General features: G+C 65.2%; 23 protein-coding genes. 5 read left to right on the forward strand and 18 right to left on the reverse strand.

Annotation, left to right across the window (positions count from 1 at the left end; translation table 11 throughout):
• Positions 1-3: 3 nt before the first annotated feature.
• The 12 genes from lipA to N0B28_RS23010 all read right to left on the reverse strand — a co-directional run bounded on the left by lipA (position 4) and on the right by N0B28_RS23010 (position 11,363).
• Positions 4-1,026 (reverse strand): lipoyl synthase, encoded by a 1,023-nt coding sequence (lipA, locus tag N0B28_RS22955; RefSeq protein WP_043863898.1) that lies wholly within the window; start codon positions 1,024-1,026, stop codon positions 4-6.
• 2 nt (positions 1,027-1,028) lie between these two features.
• Positions 1,029-1,676 (reverse strand): lipoyl(octanoyl) transferase LipB, encoded by a 648-nt coding sequence (gene lipB, locus N0B28_RS22960; protein WP_274097027.1) that lies wholly within the window; start codon positions 1,674-1,676, stop codon positions 1,029-1,031.
• A complete protein-coding gene (locus tag N0B28_RS22965) occupies positions 1,676-1,951 on the reverse strand; it encodes a DUF493 domain-containing protein (protein WP_043863900.1) in 276 nt (91 codons plus the stop codon). The genes lipB and N0B28_RS22965 overlap by 1 nt, the downstream gene beginning before the upstream one ends.
• A gap of 76 nt (positions 1,952-2,027) precedes the next feature.
• Positions 2,028-3,188, reverse strand: coding sequence for a D-alanyl-D-alanine carboxypeptidase family protein (locus tag N0B28_RS22970; protein WP_043863901.1), 1,161 nt, complete (start codon positions 3,186-3,188; stop codon positions 2,028-2,030).
• A 135-nt stretch (positions 3,189-3,323) separates the two neighbouring features.
• Positions 3,324-4,325, reverse strand: coding sequence for a septal ring lytic transglycosylase RlpA family protein (locus N0B28_RS22975; RefSeq protein ID WP_043863902.1), 1,002 nt, complete (start codon positions 4,323-4,325; stop codon positions 3,324-3,326).
• Positions 4,325-5,335, reverse strand: a complete 1,011-nt coding sequence (mltB, locus tag N0B28_RS22980) for a lytic murein transglycosylase B (protein ID WP_043863903.1) — start codon at positions 5,333-5,335, stop codon at positions 4,325-4,327. The genes N0B28_RS22975 and mltB overlap by 1 nt, the downstream gene beginning before the upstream one ends.
• Positions 5,336-5,352: 17 nt before the next feature.
• Positions 5,353-6,456 carry a rod shape-determining protein RodA gene (gene rodA / locus N0B28_RS22985; protein ID WP_043863944.1) on the reverse strand — a complete coding sequence of 368 codons (1,104 nt, stop codon included), beginning with the start codon at positions 6,454-6,456 and terminating at the stop codon, positions 5,353-5,355.
• Positions 6,457-6,487: 31 nt separating this feature from the next.
• Positions 6,488-8,440, reverse strand: a complete 1,953-nt coding sequence (gene mrdA, locus N0B28_RS22990; protein WP_231390681.1) for a penicillin-binding protein 2 — start codon at positions 8,438-8,440, stop codon at positions 6,488-6,490.
• Between the two features lie 15 nt (positions 8,441-8,455).
• The gene (gene rlmH / locus N0B28_RS22995; RefSeq protein ID WP_010222895.1) at positions 8,456-8,923 is read right to left on the reverse strand and encodes a 23S rRNA (pseudouridine(1915)-N(3))-methyltransferase RlmH; all 468 of its coding nucleotides are present in this window, start codon (positions 8,921-8,923) and stop codon (positions 8,456-8,458) included.
• Positions 8,924-8,932: 9 nt separating this feature from the next.
• Entirely contained in the window at positions 8,933-9,358 is a 426-nt protein-coding gene (gene rsfS, locus N0B28_RS23000) for a ribosome silencing factor (protein ID WP_088514344.1), read from the reverse strand.
• Positions 9,359-9,402: 44 nt separating this feature from the next.
• Positions 9,403-10,089, reverse strand: a complete 687-nt coding sequence (nadD, locus tag N0B28_RS23005) for a nicotinate-nucleotide adenylyltransferase (protein WP_043863906.1) — start codon at positions 10,087-10,089, stop codon at positions 9,403-9,405.
• Between the two features lie 2 nt (positions 10,090-10,091).
• Positions 10,092-11,363, reverse strand: a complete 1,272-nt coding sequence (locus N0B28_RS23010; RefSeq protein ID WP_043863907.1) for a glutamate-5-semialdehyde dehydrogenase — start codon at positions 11,361-11,363, stop codon at positions 10,092-10,094.
• A gap of 190 nt (positions 11,364-11,553) precedes the next feature.
• Between N0B28_RS23010 and N0B28_RS23015 the strand changes: the two genes are divergently transcribed.
• Both N0B28_RS23015 and N0B28_RS23020 read left to right on the forward strand, forming a co-directional pair.
• A complete protein-coding gene (locus tag N0B28_RS23015) occupies positions 11,554-12,246 on the forward strand; it encodes a DNA-3-methyladenine glycosylase (protein ID WP_043863908.1) in 693 nt (230 codons plus the stop codon).
• 4 nt (positions 12,247-12,250) lie between these two features.
• Complete coding sequence (locus N0B28_RS23020) at positions 12,251-13,567, forward strand: bifunctional DedA family/phosphatase PAP2 family protein (RefSeq protein WP_054916340.1); 1,317 nt, start codon at positions 12,251-12,253, stop codon at positions 13,565-13,567.
• Positions 13,568-13,570: 3 nt separating this feature from the next.
• On the opposite strand, the gene N0B28_RS23025 is transcribed toward N0B28_RS23020, so the two are convergent.
• Genes N0B28_RS23025 through N0B28_RS23035 form a run of 3 tightly spaced genes read right to left on the reverse strand, consistent with a single transcriptional unit; the run spans position 13,571 to position 15,246 of the window.
• The gene (locus N0B28_RS23025; RefSeq protein WP_043863910.1) at positions 13,571-14,161 is read right to left on the reverse strand and encodes an LON peptidase substrate-binding domain-containing protein; all 591 of its coding nucleotides are present in this window, start codon (positions 14,159-14,161) and stop codon (positions 13,571-13,573) included.
• Positions 14,162-14,170: 9 nt separating this feature from the next.
• Complete coding sequence (locus N0B28_RS23030; RefSeq protein ID WP_275729007.1) at positions 14,171-14,887, reverse strand: LrgB family protein; 717 nt, start codon at positions 14,885-14,887, stop codon at positions 14,171-14,173.
• Entirely contained in the window at positions 14,884-15,246 is a 363-nt protein-coding gene (locus N0B28_RS23035; RefSeq protein ID WP_043863912.1) for a CidA/LrgA family protein, read from the reverse strand. Before N0B28_RS23035 ends, N0B28_RS23030 begins: the two co-directional genes overlap by 4 nt.
• A 170-nt stretch (positions 15,247-15,416) precedes the next feature.
• Between N0B28_RS23035 and N0B28_RS23040 the strand changes: the two genes are divergently transcribed.
• The 3 genes from N0B28_RS23040 to N0B28_RS23050 all read left to right on the forward strand — a co-directional run bounded on the left by N0B28_RS23040 (position 15,417) and on the right by N0B28_RS23050 (position 18,349).
• Positions 15,417-15,872, forward strand: a complete 456-nt coding sequence (locus N0B28_RS23040) for a MaoC family dehydratase (RefSeq protein WP_043863913.1) — start codon at positions 15,417-15,419, stop codon at positions 15,870-15,872.
• Between the two features lie 87 nt (positions 15,873-15,959).
• The gene (locus N0B28_RS23045; RefSeq protein WP_236177044.1) at positions 15,960-17,681 is read left to right on the forward strand and encodes a C13 family peptidase; all 1,722 of its coding nucleotides are present in this window, start codon (positions 15,960-15,962) and stop codon (positions 17,679-17,681) included.
• A 26-nt stretch (positions 17,682-17,707) separates the two neighbouring features.
• The gene (locus tag N0B28_RS23050) at positions 17,708-18,349 is read left to right on the forward strand and encodes an oxidoreductase (RefSeq protein ID WP_088514347.1); all 642 of its coding nucleotides are present in this window, start codon (positions 17,708-17,710) and stop codon (positions 18,347-18,349) included.
• A gap of 64 nt (positions 18,350-18,413) precedes the next feature.
• Here N0B28_RS23050 and N0B28_RS23055 read toward each other — a convergent pair whose 3' ends face one another.
• From N0B28_RS23055 to mpl, 3 genes are read right to left on the reverse strand one after another with little or no spacing between them, the layout of a single operon-like run.
• Positions 18,414-18,704 carry a YceK/YidQ family lipoprotein gene (locus tag N0B28_RS23055; protein ID WP_043863916.1) on the reverse strand — a complete coding sequence of 97 codons (291 nt, stop codon included), beginning with the start codon at positions 18,702-18,704 and terminating at the stop codon, positions 18,414-18,416.
• Positions 18,701-19,330 carry a flavin prenyltransferase UbiX gene (gene ubiX, locus N0B28_RS23060; RefSeq protein ID WP_043863917.1) on the reverse strand — a complete coding sequence of 210 codons (630 nt, stop codon included), beginning with the start codon at positions 19,328-19,330 and terminating at the stop codon, positions 18,701-18,703. Before ubiX ends, N0B28_RS23055 begins: the two co-directional genes overlap by 4 nt.
• Entirely contained in the window at positions 19,327-20,676 is a 1,350-nt protein-coding gene (mpl, locus tag N0B28_RS23065; protein WP_275729015.1) for a UDP-N-acetylmuramate:L-alanyl-gamma-D-glutamyl-meso-diaminopimelate ligase, read from the reverse strand. Before mpl ends, ubiX begins: the two co-directional genes overlap by 4 nt.
• Between the last annotated feature and the right edge of the window lie 18 nt (positions 20,677-20,694).

The following is a 20,694-nucleotide window of genomic DNA, read 5'->3' on the forward strand; positions in this document are numbered from 1 at the left end:
CGGTCACAGCTTGATCTTGGCCTCGTGCGCCTGTTGGTCGGCATGGTACGACGAACGCACCAGCGGGCCCGAGGCGACGTTCTTGAAGCCCATCTTGTAGCCTTCCTCGGCGAACCAGGCGAAGGTGTCCGGGTGCACGAAACGCTGCACCGGCAAGTGGCTGCGCGATGGCTGCAGGTACTGGCCCAGGGTCAGCATGTCGATGTTGTGCTCGCGCATGCGATGCATCACCTCGATCACTTCCTCGTCGGTCTCGCCCAGGCCCAGCATCAGGCCGGACTTGGTCGGTACGTGCGGCACCAGCTCCTTGAACTTCTGCAGCAGGGTCAGCGACCACTGGTAGTCCGAACCCGGACGCGCGGCCTTGTACAGGCGCGGCACGGTTTCCAGGTTGTGGTTGAACACATCCGGCGGCTCTTGGGCAGTGATCGCCAGTGCCACGTCCATGCGTCCGCGGTAGTCCGGCACCAGGGTTTCCAGCTGCACGCCCGGCGACAGCTTGCGGATCTCGCGCAGGCAGTCGGCAAAGTGCTGGGCACCGCCGTCACGCAGGTCGTCGCGGTCCACCGAGGTGATCACCACGTACTTCAGGCGCAGGTCGGCGATGGCCACGGCCAGGTTCATCGGCTCGTCGACATCCAGCGCTTTGGGCCGGCCGTGGCCGACGTCGCAGAACGGGCAGCGACGGGTGCAGATGTCACCCATGATCATGAAGGTGGCGGTGCCACCCGAGAAGCACTCGCCCAGGTTCGGGCAGGAAGCCTCTTCGCACACGCTGTGCAGCTTGTGCTTGCGCAGCAGCTGCTTGATGCGGTCGACTTCCGGCGACACCGGGATGCGCACGCGGATCCAGTCAGGTTTTTTCGGCAGTTCCTCGGTCGGGATGATCTTGACCGGGATACGTGCAACCTTTTCGGCGCCACGCAGCTTGACGCCAGCTTCGACCTTGGGCCGTGGGGCCGGGCGCGCGCTGACGTCCTGAGTGGGAATAAGGGTTTGCTGCGGTTCTTGCACAACAGTATTCATATTCAGTCGATTCCGCCCGCAAGGGTCGTCTGCTCAGCATAGTCGAGGTGCTTGACCAGCTGCCCGCGCAGCCTTGCCCTTACCTCGGTGAGTTCGATCGGGCCTGCCTGATCGCGCAGCTGGGTCATGGCCAGCCCCGCATACCCGCAGGGGTTAATCCGGCGGAATGGCGCAAGGTCCATGTCCACGTTCAAGGCAAGGCCATGGAAAGAACAGCCATTGCGAATGCGCAAGCCGAGGGAGGCGATCTTCGCCCCGTCGACGTAGACGCCAGGCGCGTCGAGCTTGGCCGCCGCCTCGACGCCATAACTGCCCAGCAGCTCGATCAGGCAGCGCTCCATGCGGCTGACCAGGTCACGCACGCCAAAGCCCAGGCGGCGTACATCGAGCAACAGGTAGGCCACCAGCTGACCCGGCCCATGGTAGGTCACCTGGCCACCGCGGTCGGTCTGCACCACCGGAATATCTCCCGGCAGCAGCAAGTGCTCGGCCTTGCCGGCCTGGCCCTGGGTGAACACCGGCGGGTGTTCAACCAGCCACACTTCATCGGCCGTGCCCGGGCCACGCTGGTCGGTGAACCGACGCATGGCCTCGAGCACGGCCGTGTAAGGCAGCAGGCCGAGGTCGCGAAAGCCGAGGCTGGCCGACATCAGAGCACCATTTTCACGATTCCGGTCGCGCGCAGGGCACTGTTGATGTTCTGCAACTGGTCTTCACTGGTGGCAATGATGTGCAGCTGCACCGTGGTGTACTTGCCTTCCTTGCTCTGGCGCTCGGCCAGGGTCTTGAGGTCGACCTCGGCGTATTTCTTGAGAATCTCGATCACCGTGTCCCTGAAATGGACCACGGTGTCGCCGATTATCTTGATCGGGTAATCGGCGCAGGGGAATTCGATCTTGTGCGACTTGACGTCTGGTTCGGTCATGGCAGTAACGGCCTCGTAAGCCGTGGCAACAACAATGCCCCCGCGTGAGTGTGCGGGGGCATGGCAGGTCACGATATCAGTTGAACAGCCCGTAGAAGAATAGCCGAATGCTATCCCACGCACGACGCAGGAAACCACCTTCCTCCACGTCGTCCAGCGCGATCAGGTCGGCGCTGTGTACCACATTGTCATCCAGTTTGACTTCCACTTTACCGATCACGTCACCTTTGGCGATGGGCGCGGTCAGCTGCGGGTTCATGGTCATGCTTGCAGCCAGCTTCTTCAATTGGCCTTTAGGCAAAGTCATGCTCAGGTCTTCGGCAAGACCTGCCTTGACCTGGGCTGTCTTGCCCTTCCACACCGGCGCCTGGGCCAGTTCGGTGCCCTTCTGGTAGAAGGTCTGGGTCTCGAAGAAGCGGAAACCGTAGGTCAGCAGCTTCTGGGTTTCGGCAGCGCGCGATTGCTCGCTGTTGGTACCGAACACCACGGCGATCAGGCGCATGCCGTCACGTACTGCCGAGGACACCATGCAGTAGCCCGCCTCGTCGGTGTGGCCGGTCTTCAGGCCGTCGACGGTCTTGTCGCGCCACAGCAGCAGGTTGCGGTTGGGCTGCTTGATGTTGTTCCAGAAGAATTCCTTCTGCGAGTAGATCGCGTAGTGCGCCGGATCCTCGTGGATGATCGCCCGTGCCAGCACCGCCATGTCGTGCGCCGAGGAGTAGTGCTCGGGGTTCGGCAGGCCGGTGGGGTTCATGAAGTGGCTGTTGCTCATGCCCAGGTCGGTGGCAGTCTTGTTCATCATGTCGGCGAAGGCGTCTTCACTGCCGGCAATGTGCTCGGCCAGGGCGACGCTGGCGTCGTTGCCCGACTGGATGATGATGCCGTGCAGCAGGTCGCTGACGCTGACCTGGGTGCCGACCTTGATGAACATGCGCGAACCGCCGGTACGCCAGGCGTTTTCGCTGACGGTGACCGGATCGTTCTCGCCGATCTGCCCGCGACGGATGTCCAGGGTGGCGATGTAAGCGGTCATCAGCTTGGTCAGGCTCGCCGGAGGCAGGCGCTGGTCGCCATTGTTCTCGACCAGGATGTTGCCGCTGGAGGCTTCCATGAGCACGTAGGACTTGGCTGCCAGTTGCGGCGGCGACGGCATCATCTGCTCTGCCGCGAAAGCGGCAGGAGCGATCATCAGCGGTACAAGCAGGCAAAGGCGTTTGGCAAAGCTGGTTATGTTCATCCGTCTCTCGAAATGGCTATTGGGCTCATGCCCTCGCGGGCAAAACGTATTCCAGGCGCTGGGCCTGGCGAGCAAAACGGCCATTGTACATGGCTGCTCTGCCCGACTGCATGACAAACCGATCAGTCCCCCCGATCAGTCTGCCGTGACGACTTTGGGTTGCCCCAGGTTGGCCAGGCGTACGCTGTCCTGCATCTGCTGGGCCTCGCCCTGGCTGTTGATCGGCCCCAGGCGCACGCGGTGCAGGGTCTGCTGGTTGCGCACGATGGAACTGATGAACACCGGCGCGCTGACCATGCCGCTGAGCTTGGAGCGCAGCAGTTCGGCCGCATCCGGGTTGGCGAACGCGCCGACCTGCAAGTAAAGACCATTGCTCGCCGGCCCGCTGCCGTTGTTGGCAACCTGCACCGGCACCACGGCCGCCGCGTGCTGCTGCGGCGGCGGGGTCCATTGCTCGACGGTGCCGGTACTGGCCGGCAGCGGCTGGGTCTGGGCCACCTGGGGCTGGTTGAGCACCATCGGCGCCTGCTGACCACGCTGGGCCCACCATTGCTGCGGGTCGATGCCCTCGACGCGCACCCGGGCGGTACCGGTTTCGGCGTAGCCGAGCTTCTTGGCCGCGGCGTAGGACAGGTCGATGATGCGGTCCGAATAGAACGGACCACGGTCGTTGACCCGCAGGATCACGCTGCGCTGGTTGTCCAGGTTGGTCACCTTGACGTAGGCCGGCAGTGGCAGGGTCTTGTGCGCCGCACTCATGCCGTACAGGTCGTACACCTCGCCATTGGCGGTGTTCTGCCCGTGGAACTTGGTGCCGTACCACGACGCCGTGCCCTCGGCGCGGTAGTTGCGCGAGTCCTGGATCGGGAAGTAGGTCTTGCCCAGCACCGTGTAGGGGTTGGCCTTGTAGTTGCCGGTGTGCACCGTTGGGGTGGCGTCGGGGATCTTCGAGACATCCACGTCCCACCACGGCGCGCCGTCCTTGTGGGCCCGGTTGATGTCCAGGCCCGGCTTGGCGCGAACCACGTTGCTGCCACCTTGCGGCGTCGGGCGGCTGGAGGAGCAGCTGACCAGCAACAGGCCCAGGGCCGCGCAACCGATCAGTTTGAGAGATGTGTCAGTAAACAGTACGCGCATTACCTGGCGCCCCTTGCCTGGACCAGCTGATCCGAGAGTTGATGTACCGCCATGGCGTACATCACGCTGCGGTTGTAGCGAGTGATCGCGTAGAAATTCTTCAGGCCCAGCCAGTATTCCGGGCCGTTGTCGCCTTCGAGCCGGAAGGCGGTGACCGGCAGATCATCGCGCAGCGCATCATGACTCGACCAGCCCAGTGCCCGCAACTGCGCGACGGTCTTGACCGCCTCGATACCCGGGCTCAGGCCCTCGTCGACACGTTCGCCACGCACCTGGGCGCGGCTGACCACGCCCTCGCCGGCCACCCAGCCATGGCGTTTGAAGTAGCTGGCCACGCTGCCGATGGCATCGTCCGGGTTGGTCCAGATATTGATGTGGCCGTCGCCGTCGAAGTCCACGGCATAGGCGCGAAAGCTGCTGGGCATGAACTGCGGCAGGCCCATGGCGCCTGCGTACGAGCCCTTGAGGGTCAGCGGGTCGACCTGTTCTTCGCGGGCCAGCAGCAGGAACTCGCGCAGCTCCTTGCGGAAGAACTCGGCCCGCGGCGGGTAATCGAAGCCCAGGGTCGACAGCGCGTCGATCACCCGGTAATTGCCGGTGTTGCGGCCAAAGAAGGTCTCCACGCCGATGATCGCCACGATCACCTGGGCAGGCACGCCGTATTCCTTTTCGGCGCGCGCCAGGGTGGCCTCGTGCTGGCGCCAGAAGTCCACACCGCGGGCGATACGCGCGTCGGTGATGAACATCGGCCGGTATTCCTTCCACGGCTTGACCCGCTCGGCCGGGCGCGAGATCGCATCCAGGATCGACTGCTTGCGCTGCGCCTCGCGAAACACCGCCATCAGTTGCTCGCCGGCAAAGCCGTAGTCGCGGGTCATCTCGCCGACGAACTCGGCCACCTGGGGCGAGCCGTCATAATCGGCGGCACTCGCCTGCTGACCTGGGGCCAGCAGCCCCAACAGCCCGACCCAGGGGGCACAGCGAGCCACCCAGCCACGCATTGCTTGCATTGAATTGTTCACCTTATTCAAACCTGCGCGATCCATTTGCGGTGCGTGTGGATCGACATCAAAACCCCAAACGCTGACAGCAGCGTCACGAGCGAAGTTCCGCCATAGCTGATGAAGGGCAGCGGCACACCCACCACGGGCAACAGGCCGCTCACCATACCGATATTGACGAACACGTATACGAAGAAGGTCATGGTCAGGCTGCCGGCCAGCAGCTTGCCGTACAGCGTCTGCGCCTGGGCCGTGATCACCAGGCCGCGACCGATCAGCAGCAGGTAGATCAGCAGCAGCGCGCAGATGCCCACCAGGCCGAATTCCTCGCCGAGCACGGCGATGATGAAGTCGGTGTGGCTCTCGGGCAGAAAGTCCAGGTGCGACTGGGTGCCGAGCAGCCAACCCTTGCCGAATACCCCACCCGAGCCGATCGCCGCCTTGGACTGGATGATGTTCCAGCCGGTGCCCAACGGGTCGCTTTCCGGGTCGAGGAAGGTCAGCACGCGCTGCTTCTGGTAGTCGTGCATGACGAAGAACCACATCGCCACCGCCACCGGCACTGCCGCCGCCAGCACGCTGAGGATCCAGCGCCAGCGCAGCCCGCCCATGAACAGCACGAACGCGCCCGAGGCCAGGATCAGCAACGCGGTGCCCAGGTCGGGCTGGCGCACGATGAGAATGAACGGCACACCGATCAGGATCAGGCTGATCATCACGTGCTTGAGGTGCGGCGGCAGGGTGCGCTTGGCCAGGTACCAGGCGATGGTCGCCGGCATGATGATCTTCATGAACTCCGACGGCTGGAAGCGGATCACCCCGGGGATGTTGATCCAGCGCGTGGCGCCCATGGCGTTGTGGCCCATCACGTCCACCACCACCAGCAGGATCACCCCGCCGACGTACGCCAGTGGCACCCAGCGCGCCATGAAGCGTGGCTCCAGCTGGGCGATGACGAACATCGACACCAGGCCCAGGCCGAACGAGGACGCCTGCTTGAGCAGCATGTCCCAGTTCTTGCCGCTGGCCGAATACAGCACGAACAGGCTGCCGGCGGCCAGGGTCAGCAGCAGCACCAGCAGCGGGCCGTCGACGTGGATGCGCTGCAGGAAGCTGGCGCGGCGGCGCATCACGTCCTCGCTGGAGAGCATGCGATCGAAATTACTCTTCACGGGCCGTTTCCTGCGCGGTTGTAGGGTTGGCTGGCGGGGAGGCCGGGGTGGTCACCGACACATTGGTCGGGGCGCCCGCGGGGTTGGCGTATTCAGGCTTGAGGCGACCGTTCTGGTCGAGCAGCCAGGCGTCCATCACCTGGCGCACCACGGGGGCGGCCACGCCGGAGCCGGACTCACCGTTCTCGACCATCACCGACACCACGATCTTCGGGTTTTCGGCCGGGGCGAAGGACACGAACAGGGCGTGGTCGCGGTGACGCTCCTGCACCTTGTTGCGGTCATACTTCTCGCCCTGCTTGATCGCGACCACCTGCGCAGTACCACTCTTGCCGGCGATGCGGTACTGCGCGCCGATGGCGGCCTTGCGCGCGGTACCACGGGCACCGTGCATCACCATCTCCATGCCGTGGGTGACCCTGTTCCAGTCGGCCTTGTCACGCAGCACGATGTCTTCCATCGGGTTCTCGTCCACCGGGCGCACGCCCTCGACGGTCTTGGCCAGGTGCGGGCGGTTCCACTTGCCCTTGCTGGCGATCAGCGCGGTGGCCTGGGCCAGTTGCAGCGGCGTGGCCTGCATGTAGCCCTGGCCGATGCCGAGGATCAGTGTCTCGCCGGGGAACCAGGCCTGGCGCCGGGTCGCGCGCTTCCAGTCACGCGACGGCATCAGCCCGGAGGATTCCTCGAACATGTCCAGCGCGACCTTCTGGCCGATGCCGAAGCGGTTCATGTAGGCCGAAAGCCGGTCGATGCCGACCTTGTGCGCCAGGTCGTAGAAATAGGTGTCGTTGGAACGCATGATCGCCGTGTCGAGGTCGACCCAGCCATCACCGGTGCGGTTCCAGTTGCGGTACTTGTGGTCATAGTTGGGCAGTTGGTAGTAGCCCGGGTCGAACACCCGCGAGGTGGCCGTGACCGCGCCGGTGTCCAGGCCGACGATGGCCACTGCCGGCTTGATCGTCGACCCCGGCGGGTACAGGCCGCGCAGTACGCGGTTGAACAGCGGGCGGTCGATCGAGTCGCGCAGCTCGGCATAGGCCTTGAAGCTGATGCCGGTGACGAAGGGGTTGGGGTCGAAGCTCGGCTGACTGACCATCGCCAGCACTTCACCTGTGTTCGGGTCGAGCGCCACGATCGCGCCACGACGACCGCCCAGCGCCGCTTCGGCGGCTTCCTGCAGCTTGATGTCCAGGCTCAGGACGATGTCCTTGCCGGGGATCGGATCGGTACGCTTGAGCACCCGCAGCACCCGGCCACGGGCGTTGGTCTCGACCTCTTCGTAGCCGACCTGGCCATGCAGCTCGGCTTCGTAGAAGCGCTCGATACCGGTCTTGCCGATATGGTGGGTGCCACTGTAGTTGACCGGGTCGAGGGACTTGAGCTCTTTTTCGTTGATGCGCCCCACATAGCCGACCGAATGCGCAAAGTGCGCACCCTGCGGGTAATGGCGTACCAGCTGCGCCGCCACCTCCACACCCGGCAGGCGGAACTGGTTCACCGCTATCCGGGCGATCTGCTCTTCGGTCAGCTCGAACAGGATCGGTACCGGCTCGAAGGGCCGACGCCCCTGGCGCATGCGTTTTTCGAACAGTGCCCGGTCGTCCTCGGTCAGCTCCAGCACCTCGACGATGGAATCGAGCACCTGCTGCCAGTCACCGGAACGCTCGCGGGTCATGGTCAGGCTGAAGCTTGGCCGGTTGTCGGCGACGATCACCCCGTTGCGGTCGAAGATCAGCCCGCGTGTCGGCGGGATCGGCTGCACATGCACCCGGTTGTTCTCCGACAGCGTGGAGTGGTAGTCGTACTGAATGACCTGCAGGTAGTACAGCCGGGCGATCAGCACGCAAATCAGCAGCACGATCGCGACTGCGCCGACCACGACGCGGCTACGCACCAGGCGGGCGTCTTTCTCGTGGTCCTTGAGGCGAATCGGCTGCGACATTGAAAAGGCTTACGACTATTTGTGGTAAGGGTGCCCGGACAACACGGTCCAGGCGCGGTACAGCTGTTCGCCGATCAGTATCCTTACCAACGGGTGCGGCAAGGTCAGCGGCGACAGCGACCAGCGCTGCTCGGCCCGCGCACAGACTTCCGGCGCCAGCCCTTCGGGGCCGCCGACCATGAAGTTGACGGTACGCGAGTCGAGGCGCCAGCGGTCCAGTTCGACCGCCAGCTGTTCGGTGCTCCACGGCTTGCCGTGCACCTCGAGGGTGACGATACGCTCGCCCGGCTGGACCTTGGCCAGCATGGCCTCGCCCTCCTGACGGATCAGGCGGGCAACGTCGGCATTCTTGCCGCGCGTGTTGAGCGGTATCTCCACCAGCTCCAGGGACAGCTCCGACGGCAGGCGCTTGGCATATTCATGCCAGCCGTCCTCGACCCATTTGGGCATGCGCGAGCCGACCGCGATCAGACGCAGACGCACGGGGCTACCTTATTCCTGGTCTTTGTTGAGCTTGGCGAAGTGCTCGTGGGTGTGCTCCGGGCTGTGGTGCTTGCCATCGGCGGCACGGCTCTGCTCGGCACCTTTCCACAGGCGCTCCAGGTCGTAGAACTGACGGGCCGAGGCGGTCATCATGTGCACGATGACGTCGTCCAGGTCCAGCAGCACCCAGTCGCTGTCGCCCTTGCCTTCTTCGCCCAGCGGACGAACGCCCTTCTCCTTGACCATCTGGCGGACCTTGTCCAGCATCGCGCTGATCTGGCGGTTGGAGGTACCGGTGGCGATGATCATGTAGTCGGTGATGCTCTGCTTGTCGCGAACGTCGATGACCAGGACGTCCTGGGCCTTGACGTCTTCAAGGGCAGCTACCGCGACCTTGACCAGCTCTTCGCCTTTAATCATTTCTTGCTTGCTCATATAAAACTCATTCAACTCGTAGGTATGAGGCGCCGTTGGCGCACTCAGTTCGGCACACGGTACAGGCCGTGCGCATCGATATAGGCCAGTACTGCGTCCGGCACCAGAAACCGCACCGACTTGCCGCTGGCCAGCAGCTGTCGGATCTGCGTGGCCGACACCGACAAGGGTGTCTGCCAGACGAATGCTATGTGCCCGGCCGGCCCCTGCAGGGCTTGCGGGTCACTCACCGAACGTGCGGCCAGCAGGTTGCGCAGGGCATCCGGCGACTCGACGTCGGCATCCGGGCGCTGAAGCACCAGGATATGACAGTGTTGCAACAACTCTTCCCAGCGATGCCAGCTCGGCAGGCCGCAGAATGCGTCCCAGCCCAGCAGCAGGAACAACTGGTCGTCAGCGGCCATTTCGGCGCGCATCAGCTCCAGCGTATCGATGGTGTAGGACGGCTTGTCCCGGGCCAGCTCACGCGCATCGACGCTCAGCAGGGGCACGCCCTCGACCGCTCGTTCGACCATGGCCAGGCGATCCTGCGCCGACACCTGCGGCATGTCGCGGTGCGGCGGGCGCGCATTGGGCATCAGGCGCAGTTCGTCCAGCGTCAGCACTTCGGCCACCTCCAGCGCACTGCGCAGGTGACCGATGTGCACCGGATCGAACGTGCCGCCGAGCACGCCGATGCGCCGGGCGGGCGACGGCGTGGCAGCAACGGCGAGCGGGCTGTGCTCGGCCAAGGTCAGAACGACTCCTGACCGCGCAGCTGGCCGTCACCGATCACCACGTACTTCTCGCAGGTCAGCCCTTCCAGGCCGACCGGGCCGCGTGCGTGCAGCTTGTCGGTGGAAATGCCGATCTCGGCCCCCAGGCCGTACTCGAAGCCGTCGGCAAAGCACGTCGGGGTGTTGATCATCACGGACGAGGAGTCGACCTCGGCGGTAAAGCGCCGGGCCTGACCCTGGTGTTCGGTGACGATCGAATCGGTATGGTGCGAACCATAGTGGTTGATGTGCTCGATGGCCGCATCCAGGCCATCGACCACGCGAATCGACAGAATCGCCGCCAGGTACTCGGTGCTCCAGTCGTCTTCGCTGGCCGGCAGTGCCTCGATGATCTGCCGGGTGCGCTCGCAGCCTCGCAGCTCCACGCCCTTGTCGCGAAACTGGCTGGCCATCGCCGGCAGGAACGCCGCGGCGACCGACTGGTCGACCAGCAGGGTTTCCATGGCGCCGCAGATGCCGTAGCGATAGGTCTTGGCGTTGAAGGCGATGCGTTGGGCCTTGTCCAGCTCGGCGTGCTCGGCCACGTACACGTGGCAGATGCCGTCCAGGTGCTTGATCACCGGCACCCGTGCGTCGCGGCTGACCCGTTCGATCAGGCCCTTGCCGCCACGGGGCACGATCACGTCGACGTACTCGGGCATGCTGATCAGCGCGCCCACCGCCTCGCGGTCGGTGACCTCGACCACCTGCACCACCGCCGCGGGCAGGTCGGCCTCGGCCAGGCCGCGCTGGATGCAGGCGGCAATGGCACGGTTGGAATGAATGGCTTCGGAGCCGCCACGCAGGATGGTGGCGTTGCCCGACTTCAGGCACAGGCTGGCAGCGTCGATGGTCACGTTGGGGCGCGACTCGTAGATGATGCCGATGACGCCCAGCGGTACGCGCATCTTGCCGACCTGGATGCCGGAGGGGCGATAGCTCATGTCGCGGATGGCACCGACCGGGTCCGGCAGGCTGGCCACCTGGCGCAGGCCGACGATCATGCCGTCGATGCGGGCCGGGGTCAGCGCCAGGCGCTCGAGCATGGCCGGCTCCAGACCATTGGCGCGGCCGGCAGCCAGGTCCAGTTCGTTGGCGGCGCCCAGCTCGGCGCGGGCGGCGTCCAGGGCATTGGCGGCAGCGTGCAGGGCGCGGTTCTTCTGCGCGGTGCTGGCGCGGGCAATCACGCGCGCGGCCTCACGGGCGGCGCGACCCAGGCGGGTCATGTAGTCAAGAACGGACTCAGTCATGGGCTCAGTGTCTTGGCGGAGGGGAAAATCGGCTGATTATAACTGTCATGCAGGTATACGCCCAGCGGTGTCAGGCGGATGGTCGAAAACAGTGTATGAAGATGTACCGTAGCGCGTCCCTTCGCCGGCAAGGCCGGCTCCAGCAAAGCCCCGCCGCCGACCCGGACCATAAATTGCTATTATCGCGCCCATGACCGAATTCGCCCCCTGCCCGCCCCGGGCCCTCCCCGACAGTTTCTTCGACCGCGACGCCCAGACCCTGGCCAAGGCCCTGCTCGGCAAGGTAATCCGCCATCGTCAGGGCGAGCTGTGGCTGTCGGCGCGCATCATCGAAACCGAAGCCTATTACGTCACCGACAAGGGCAGCCACGCCTCGCTGGGCTACACCGAAAAACGCAAGGCCCTGTTCCTCGATGGCGGCCACATCTACATGTACTACGCCCGTGGCGGCGATTCGCTCAACTTCAGCGCCCACGGCCCCGGCAACGCGGTGCTGATCAAGTCGGCCTACCCCTGGGTGGATGCCGTCAGCGACCACAACAGCCTGGCGCAGATGCAGCTGAACAACCCCGATGCCAGCGGCCAGCCGCGCGCCGACCAGCGCCTGTGTGCCGGCCAGACCCTGCTGTGCAAGGCCCTGGGGCTGAAAGTCCCGCACTGGGACGCCCAGCGCTTCGACCCCGAGCGGCTGTTCGTCGAAGACTGCGGCATAACCGTGAAACACATTATTCAGACCACACGCTTGGGCATTCCCCAAGGGCGCGACGAACATCTGCCCTACCGTTTCGTCGACGCCGACTTCGCCGCGCACTGCACCCGGAACCCGCTGCGCCGTGGGCAAGTCGAAGGCCGCGACTATTTCTTACTGACACAAGGAAACTGACACCATGGGCCCATGGCTCGACAGCCTGACCGGCTGGCTGACCGCGAACCCGCAATGGCTCGGCCTGGCAATCTTCATCGTGGCCTGCGTCGAATGCCTGGCCATCGCCGGGCTCATCGTGCCCGGCACCATCCTGCTGTTCGCCGTGGCGGTTCTCGCCGGCAGCGGCGCACTGGGCCTGAGCGAAACCCTGCTGCTGGGCTTTCTGGGCGGGCTGCTGGGCGATGCGATTTCCTACACCCTGGGCCGGCGCTTCCACCAGAACATCCGGCGCCTACCGCTGCTGCGCCACCACCCCGAATGGATCGGCAGCGCCGAGAGCTACTTCCAGCGCTATGGCATCGCCAGCCTGCTGGTGGGGCGCTTCATCGGCCCGCTGCGGCCGATGCTGCCGATGGTGGCGGGCATGTTCGACATGCCCTTGCCACGCTTCATCGCCGTCAGCCTGTTGGCAGGTGCCGGCTGGGCGGTGGCCTACCTGCTGCCCGGCTGGGCCACCGGCGCGGCCATGCGCCTGCCGCTGCCCGAAGGGTTCTGGACCGAAGCAGGCATCATCGCCGCCGGCCTCGCACTATTGATCGGCCTGAGCATCAGCACCAGCCTGCGCAGCAAGCGCTACGGCACACGGCTGATCGCCGGCCTGAGCCTGGTAATGCTGGCTGCGGTGTTCATCGGCTGGCCGTACCTGAACGATTTCGACCAGGGCCTGATGACCCTGGTGCAGGAACACCGCCGCGCCACGCTGGACGGCACCATCGTACTGATCACCCGCCTGGGCGACTTCCGCACGCAGTTCGTGGTGGGCGGTGTGCTCACCGGCCTGCTGCTGCTGAGCCGGCAGTGGCGCCCGGCGATCTTCGCCGCCTGCACGCTGATGGGCACGGCGCTGGCCAACGGCACACTCAAGTGGCTGTTCGCCCGCGCGCGCCCCGAAGTGCTCAGCGACCCGCTGACCTCCTACAGCATGCCCAGTGGCCACAGTTCGGCGTCATTCGCGTTCTTTCTGACGCTGGCGGTGCTGGCCGGTCGTGGCCAGCCGCCACGCATGCGCCTGACCTGGATTCTGCTGGGGTGCCTGCCGGCGATGTCGATTGCCCTGTCCAGGGTCTACCTGGGTGCACACTGGCCCACCGACATCCTCGCCGGCTCGCTGCTGGCCTGCTGCGTGTGCGCCGCCAGCCTGAGCCTGGTGCAGCACCGCGAACCGCTCGGCGCCATGCCGCTCAAGGTGTGGTGGCTGATCCTGCCGGCCTGCGCCGGCACCCTGGCGTTCTTCGCCCTGCATGCCTTGCCCCATGCCCTGCTGCGCTACCAGTACTGAGACCTAGGCGAACAACTCGCCCTGCAGCCGCTCGAGCAGCGCCTGGATCGCGTCCAGGCGCTGGCGGGGCGAATCGATGGCCAGCAGGTCGAGCTTGTCTTCATCCTCGAAGGGCAGCAGGTAGGCCAGCTGGTTGGCCAGTGCCTGCTGGCCGATGACTTCGACCGGCATGTCCAGTGCCGCCACCATCGGGTGCTCGCCCAGCGCGCCGAGCAATGCCAGCAGGTCGTGATCGTCCTCCTCCAGGGGGGCGTCGGGCTGTTCGCTGCGCCAGTTCACGTCGGCCAGCAGCAGTTGGTCCTTCTGCACCTCGTAGGGGCCGACATCGAAGCGCCGCACACCCTCGACGCGAATGCCCAGCAGGCCGTTGTCCTGCTGCTGGAAGTCGCGTATCAACGCCTCGCAGCCGATTGTCGCGAACCCCGACGGGGCATTGCCCACCTGCTCGCCTTCGAGGATGCACACCACGCCGAACCCGCCGCCCTGCTTCATGCAGCGGCCGATCATGTCCAGGTAACGCGCCTCGAAGATCTGCAGGTCGAGCTTGCAGCCGGGGAACAGCACGGTATTGAGTGGAAACAGGGGCAATGTCATCGAATATCCTCAGGCAACCAAGCTGACCGCCAACGGCAGGAACACCGCCGTGACCACTCCCATCAGGCTCATGCCCAGGGCCGCGAAGGCCCCGGTTTCCTCGCTTTCTTCCAACGCCACCGCCGTGCCCACCGCGTGCGCACTGATGCCCAGTGCCATGCCGCGGGCTTCCGGGCTGCTCACCCCGCAGACCGACAGCAGGGCCGGGCCGAAGATCGCCCCGATCACCCCGGTGATCAGCACGAACACTGCCGCCAGCGCCGCCACCCCGCCGATCTGCTCGGCCACCAGCATCGCAATCGGCGAAGTCACCGACTTGGGCGCCATGGTCATCAGGATCATGTGTTCGGCACCGAACCACCAGCCCAGCAACAGGCAGGCACAGGTCGCGACCAGGCCGCCGATTACCAGCGTAGTCAAGGTCGGCCACAACAGCTGGCGAATACGCCGCAGGTTCAGGTAGAGCGGGACCGCCAGGGCCACGGTGGCCGGGCCCAGCAGGATGTTCATGATTTCGGTGCTCTTGCGGTACTCGGCATAGGACACGCCGCACGTCACCAGTACACCGATCACCACCAGCATCGATACCAGTACCGGCTGCAGGAAGATCCAGCGGGTCTTGTCGTAGGCCGCCAGCACCAGCTGATAGGCCCCCAGGGTGATACCGATGCCGAACAGCGGGTGGTGGATGACCGCATCGAGGGCGCCGTGCCAGTCCAGGCTCATGGCTTTTCCTCACGACGGGCCTGACGGGCAATCATCTTCTGCATGAGCACGCCACAGAACGCCAGGGCGATCAGCACCGACAGCACCAGCGAACCGACGATGGCCCAGAAGTCGGCAGCAATGTCGGCGGCGTACACCATCACCCCCACCGCCGGCGGCACCAGCAGCAACGGCAGGTAGCGCAGCAGGCTGCTGGCCGCCTCGCTCAACGGCGCACTGACCTCGCCGCGCAGCATCAGGTACGCCAGCAACAGCACCAGCCCGATGATCGGCCCCGGCAGCATCGACAGAAACAGGTGATTGATCGCCGTCCCCAGCAACTGGAACAGCACGAGCCACGTCAAACCACGCAACAACATTGCACTTCTCCCTCAGGCCTGGCGGCCATTATAAGCACGCTAACGACTGGTCTATACCCCGATATTCGCTGAAACAACGGTGACTTGACCGCATCCGGTCGGCGTGCTGATCTTAAGCAGTCGAACCTGTAGCAGTCACAACAAAATCAAAGACAACCAGGAGAGTCGCAATGCCCTATGTACCCGTTGCAGAGCTGGCGCAGTACGTTGGAAAGGAACTGGGACGTTCCGAGTGGCTGACCATCGACCAGGAGCGCATCAACCTGTTCGCCGAGGCTACCGGCGACTTCCAGTTCATTCATGTGGACCCGGTGAAGGCGGCAAAAACGCCATTTGGCAGCACCATTGCCCACGGTTTTCTCACCCTTTCGCTGATTCCCAAGCTGATGGAAGACATCCTCGTGCTGCCCGAGGGGCTGAAGATGGTCGTCAACTATGGCCTGGACAGCGTGCGCTTCATCCAGCCGGTGAAGGTCGGTTCGCGGGTTCGTCTCAAGGTCGACCTGAGCGAGGCCATCGAGAAGAAACCGGGCCAGTGGCTGCTCAAGGCCACCACCACCCTGGAAATCGAAGGCCAGGACAAACCCGCCTATATCGCCGAGCCGCTGTCGCTCTGCTTCGTCTGACCCGCCCAAGGTGAAACAGCTGCCAGCGGCTGTTTCACCCGCGACAAACTGCGGCATACTCGGGGCCTGACTTGCCCGGACCCCGCCATGCGCCCATTCGTACCCCTTGCCCTGACCCTGCTGCTCGCCGCCTGTGGCGACGGTGAACCGCTGTCACCGCCCGACGCCCGCCTGCCCGATGGCGGCCGCTACCGTGGCGACGTGGTCAATGGCCTGCTGCAGGGCCCGGGGCGCATCGACTACCCCAACGGCAGCTGGTATGCCGGCAACTTCCAGCAGGGCCAGTGGCAGGGCCGCGGCGAATGGCACGGCAGCAATGGCGAGGTGTACCGCGGCGAGTTCCAGCAGGGTCTGTTTCACGGCCAGGGCGAGCTGACCACCCCGGGCAGCCACTACAGCGGCGGCTTCAAGCTTGGCCGGCGTGACGGCGAAGGCACCCTCAGGGAAGGCCAGGTACAGTATCGCGGGCAGTTCAAGGACGACCAGTACAACGGCGCCGGCGAACTGACCCTGGCCGACGGCAGCCAGTACCAGGGCCTGTTCGCCAAGGGCAAACCCCACGGCGAAGGCATCCGCAGCGATGCCAGTGGCAACCAGTTCAGCGGGCGCTTCGTCGACGGCCAGTTGCAGGGCAGCGGCACCTTCAACAGCGCCGAAGGCGACCAGTACATCGGCGAATTCAAGGACAACCACCTGCAAGGTCGCGGCCGTTACGAAAACGCCGATGGCGACGTTTGGATCGGCCAGTTCCGCGACGGCTCGCTGACCGGCAAGGGCGAGCTGTTCGGCAGCGACGCCAGCCACTACAAGGGCGAGTTTCGCGACTGGCGCTTCGCCGGCCAGGGCCGTCTGCAATTGCCCGACGGCAGCCTGTACGTCGGCGGTTTCGAAAACGACACCTACCAGGGCAAAGGCCGGCTGACGCAGGTCGACGGCAGCGTCGAAAGCGGCCACTGGGTCAACGGCCTGCGCGTGCGCGACGAACACGGGCGCCTGTTGCCCGACCCCCTGGAGCTGGCCCTGCTCAAGCAGGGCACCCTGCTCGACAAGGCGCTGGCCCAGGTACCGGCCTCCACCCCGGCAATCGAGCTGTACAGCCTGGCCCTGGCCGGCGATGGCAACCAGAGCGTGTTCATGCGCGAGGCCGACTACGTCAGCGACATGCTCAAGACCCGGTTCGGCGCCACTGGCCAGGTCGCCCTGGTCAACCACCGCGACCACATGGCCGACCGCCCCCTGGCCACCCGCGAGAACCTGGCGCGGGCCGCACGCACCCTGGCCGAGCGCAGCGGCCCCGAAGACCTGGTGTTCATCTACCTGACCAGCCACGGCAGCCACGAACATGAACTGGTGCTGGATCTGCCGCGCCTGCAACTGGCCGACCTGCCCGCCGATGAACTCTCGGCCGCGCTTGCCCCACTAAAGGAACGTGACAAGATAATCGTGATCTCTGCGTGCTACTCGGGGGGTTACATCGATTCACTCAAGGACGACAAGACCTTGATCATGACCGCATCGCGTGCCGACCGGGTGTCGTTCGGCTGCTCCGAAGAGGCCGACTTCACCTATTTCGGCGAAGCACTGTTCGCCCGGGCACTGAACCAGACCGACGACCTGCAGCAGGCCTTCGAACTGGCCAAGACCACGGTGCAGCAGCGCGAGCAGGCCGATGGCTTCGAGGCTTCCGAACCTCAGCTGTGGGCGCCGCAACGGGTGCTGCAGCACTGGCAGAAACTGCGCCAGCAACAGGCACGAAAAGCACTGCAAAGTGCCGATGCGGTACAAGCAGAAAATACAAGCAGCCACTAAGCTGACTGTATCAAGGGAGAGACATCATGTACCTGACGCCTCAGCACATCCTGATTGCCGGAGCCACCGGGCTGACTGGTGAGCATTTGCTGGATCGGCTGCTCAACGAGCCAACCGTGAGCCGTGTGCTGGCCCCCACGCGCCGGCCGCTGGCCGAACACCCGCACCTGGAGAACCCGGTCGGCGACCCGGCGGTGTTCCTGCCGCAGTTGAGCGGCCGCGTGGACATCGCCTTCTGCTGCCTGGGCACCACCATCAAACAGGCAGGTTCGGAAACGGCGTTTCGCGCCGTCGACCTGGACATGGTGGTGGCGTTCAGCAAGCGAGCGCGGGAAATGGGTGCACGGCACCTGCTGGTGGTCAGCGCGATTGGCGCCGACCCCAAGTCGTCGGTGTTCTACAACCGGGTCAAGGGCGAGATGGAACAGGCACTCATGGCGCAGGACTGGCCGCAATTGACCATCGCGCGGCCGTCGGTGCTGCTGGGCGAGCGTATCGAGCCTCGGCTCGGTGAACAGTTTGCCGGGCCGTTGTCGCGGCTGCTGCCGGGCAAGTACCGCGGCATCGAAGCCTGCCAACTGGCGCGGGCGCTGTGGCGCCTGGCGCTGGAAGAGCAGGACGGGGTCCGCATTGTCGAGTCGGATGAGCTGCGCAAACTGGGTAAATGATCCGAAGGCAGGCTCCTGCAAGGGTCGGTGTAGGAGCCGGCCTTGCCGGCGAAGAGGCCGGGGGCTACAACCCACCCGTTGCCTGAAACCCCACCCCCAGCACCGTCAGCACCGACAACGGCAGCAACACCGTATCGAGCAGTGCACTGCCCGGCAGGTCCAGCCCCGGGTACGCCGGTGCCGGCGCGCCAAAACGGTCTTCAGGGCAGCAACCGCCCTGCAGCGCATACAGATCCAGCCGCGTACCCGAATACACCACCGGTGCCCCCGGCTTGGCCGCATCCAGCGTGCGCACCGTGGCGCAGCCGCTGCTCAGTGCCAGCACCGCCAGGCCTGCCACCAGCAGCGCCTTCACTCCTCGCCGCCAACATGGTGCTCGCCCCAGCGCGGCAGCATGTCCTGCGGAACATCCAGCAGGTTGAGAATCCGCGCCACCACAAAGTCCACCAGGTCGTCGATGGTCTGCGGTTGGTGATAGAAGCCCGGCGAGGCCGGCAATATCACCGCGCCCATCTGCGACAGCTTGAGCATGTTCTCCAGGTGGATGGTCGAGAAAGGCGCCTCGCGCGGCACCAGAATCAACTGTCGACGCTCCTTCAGGGTCACGTCCGCGGCCCGCTCGATCAGGTTGTTGCAGGCCCCTGTGGCGATTGCCGACAGCGTGCCGGTGGAACAGGGCACCACCACCATCGCTGCCGGCGCCCCGGAGCCCGAGGCCACCGGCGACATCCAGTCCTCGCGCCCGTATACCCGGATCTGCCCGGCCGCAGCGCCGGTGTACTCGGTCAGAAACGCCTGGATCGACTGCGGCTTGGCCGGCAACACCACGTCGGTCTCGGTCGACATCACCAGTTGCGCAGCCTTGGAGATCAGAAAATGCACCTCGCGGTCTTCACGCACCAGGCAATCGAGCAGGCGCAACCCGTACTGCGCCCCGGAGGCACCGGTCATGGCCAGCGTGATGCGCTCCGGGCCGCTCATCGCAGTGCCTCGGCCAGCTTGCCGTGCAGCCCGCCAAAGCCGCCGTTGCTCATGATCACCACCTGGGTGCCCGGCGCGGCCTGGCTTTTGACCCGCTCGATGATCGCCTCGAGACTGTCGGCGACAACCGACGGCACCGTGCACTCGGCGGCGGTGGCGGCCAGGTCCCAGCCCAGATTGGGCGGTGCATACCAGATCACCTGGTCGGCATCGCACACGCTCTGGGGCAGGCCATCACGGTGGGCGCCCAGCTTCATGGAGTTGGAGCGCGGCTCGATCACCGCGATCAACGGGGCGTCGCCGATGCGCTTGCGCAGCCCGTCGAGGGTGGTGGCAATGGCGGTCGGATGGTGGGCAAAGTCATCATAGATGGTCACACCCTGGACTTCAGCGACCTTTTCCATGCGCCGCTTGACGCTCTTGAACGCGCTCAAGGCGGCAATCCCGATGGCCGGCACCACGCCCACATGGCGGGCAGCGGCCAGGGTGGCCAGGGCGTTGGCCACGTTGTGCTGGCCGGTCAGCTCCCACTCCACCACGCCCTGGGCTTGGCCTTCAAAACTGACTTCGAAGCGCGAACCGTCGGCGCTGAGCGGTTTCACCTGCCACTGGCCACCAGCGCCGGTGGTCTGCACCGGGGTCCAGCAGCCCATCTCGATCACCTTCTGCAGGGCCGGCTCGGTGGTGGGGTGAATGACCAGGCCTTCGCTCGGGATGGTGCGCACCAGATGGTGGAACTGGCGCTCGATGGCAGCCAGATCAGGGAAGATGTCTGCGTGATCGAACTCGAGGTTGTTCAAAATGGCGGTGCGCGGACGGTAGTGCACGAACTTGGAACGCTTGTCGAAGAACGCGCTGTCGTACTCGTCGGCCTCGACCACGAAGAACGGCGTGGCGCCCAGGCGCGCCGACACCGAGAAGTTCTGCGGCACACCGCCGATCAGAAAGCCCGGGCTCATCCCGGCATGCTCCAGCACCCAGGCCAGCATGCTGCTGGTGGTGGTCTTGCCGTGGGTGCCGGCCACGGCCAGTACCCAGCGGCCCTGCAGCACGTGGTCAGCCAGCCACTGCGGGCCCGACATGTAGGGCAGGCCCTTGTTCAGCACGTACTCCACCGCCGGGTTGCCCCGCGACAGTGCGTTGCCGATCACCACCAGGTCGGGGGCCGGCTCCAGCTGGGCGGCGTCATAGCCTTGATGCAGCTCGATGCCCTGGGCCTGGAGCTGGGTGCTCATGGGGGGATAGACGTTGGCGTCGGAGCCAGTGACGCGGTGGCCAAGCTCCTTGGCCAGCACCGCCAGCGAGCCCATGAAAGTACCGCAGATACCGAGAATATGAATGTGCATGGTCGACCTCACGAAACG

This window comes from Pseudomonas sp. SD17-1 (assembly GCF_029201585.1).
Classification (GTDB): domain Bacteria; phylum Pseudomonadota; class Gammaproteobacteria; order Pseudomonadales; family Pseudomonadaceae; genus Aquipseudomonas; species Aquipseudomonas palmensis.

What these genes read in the sequence shown, in the direction of transcription:
- N0B28_RS23015 (WP_043863908.1), top strand. Translation starts at nt 11,554, where the DNA reads ATGACCGAATTCGCCCCCTGCCCGCCCCGGGCCCTCCCCGACAGTTTC.
- N0B28_RS23025 (WP_043863910.1), bottom strand. Translation starts at nt 14,161, where the DNA reads ATGACATTGCCCCTGTTTCCACTCAATACCGTGCTGTTCCCCGGCTGC.
- N0B28_RS23010 (WP_043863907.1), bottom strand. Translation starts at nt 11,363, where the DNA reads ATGACTGAGTCCGTTCTTGACTACATGACCCGCCTGGGTCGCGCCGCC.
- N0B28_RS22970 (WP_043863901.1), bottom strand. Translation starts at nt 3,188, where the DNA reads ATGAACATAACCAGCTTTGCCAAACGCCTTTGCCTGCTTGTACCGCTG.
- N0B28_RS23040 (WP_043863913.1), top strand. Translation starts at nt 15,417, where the DNA reads ATGCCCTATGTACCCGTTGCAGAGCTGGCGCAGTACGTTGGAAAGGAA.
- rodA (WP_043863944.1), bottom strand. Translation starts at nt 6,456, where the DNA reads ATGCGCCGCCGCGCCAGCTTCCTGCAGCGCATCCACGTCGACGGCCCG.
- N0B28_RS23035 (WP_043863912.1), bottom strand. Translation starts at nt 15,246, where the DNA reads ATGTTGTTGCGTGGTTTGACGTGGCTCGTGCTGTTCCAGTTGCTGGGG.
- N0B28_RS22965 (WP_043863900.1), bottom strand. Translation starts at nt 1,951, where the DNA reads ATGACCGAACCAGACGTCAAGTCGCACAAGATCGAATTCCCCTGCGCC.
- N0B28_RS23045 (WP_236177044.1), top strand. Translation starts at nt 15,960, where the DNA reads ATGCGCCCATTCGTACCCCTTGCCCTGACCCTGCTGCTCGCCGCCTGT.
- lipA (WP_043863898.1), bottom strand. Translation starts at nt 1,026, where the DNA reads ATGAATACTGTTGTGCAAGAACCGCAGCAAACCCTTATTCCCACTCAG.
- mrdA (WP_231390681.1), bottom strand. Translation starts at nt 8,440, where the DNA reads ATGTCGCAGCCGATTCGCCTCAAGGACCACGAGAAAGACGCCCGCCTG.
- rsfS (WP_088514344.1), bottom strand. Translation starts at nt 9,358, where the DNA reads ATGAGCAAGCAAGAAATGATTAAAGGCGAAGAGCTGGTCAAGGTCGCG.
- mpl (WP_275729015.1), bottom strand. Translation starts at nt 20,676, where the DNA reads ATGCACATTCATATTCTCGGTATCTGCGGTACTTTCATGGGCTCGCTG.
- mltB (WP_043863903.1), bottom strand. Translation starts at nt 5,335, where the DNA reads ATGCAAGCAATGCGTGGCTGGGTGGCTCGCTGTGCCCCCTGGGTCGGG.
- N0B28_RS23050 (WP_088514347.1), top strand. Translation starts at nt 17,708, where the DNA reads ATGTACCTGACGCCTCAGCACATCCTGATTGCCGGAGCCACCGGGCTG.
- N0B28_RS23030 (WP_275729007.1), bottom strand. Translation starts at nt 14,887, where the DNA reads ATGAGCCTGGACTGGCACGGCGCCCTCGATGCGGTCATCCACCACCCG.
- N0B28_RS22975 (WP_043863902.1), bottom strand. Translation starts at nt 4,325, where the DNA reads ATGCGCGTACTGTTTACTGACACATCTCTCAAACTGATCGGTTGCGCG.
- ubiX (WP_043863917.1), bottom strand. Translation starts at nt 19,330, where the DNA reads ATGAGCGGCCCGGAGCGCATCACGCTGGCCATGACCGGTGCCTCCGGG.
- N0B28_RS23020 (WP_054916340.1), top strand. Translation starts at nt 12,251, where the DNA reads ATGGGCCCATGGCTCGACAGCCTGACCGGCTGGCTGACCGCGAACCCG.
- lipB (WP_274097027.1), bottom strand. Translation starts at nt 1,676, where the DNA reads ATGTCGGCCAGCCTCGGCTTTCGCGACCTCGGCCTGCTGCCTTACACG.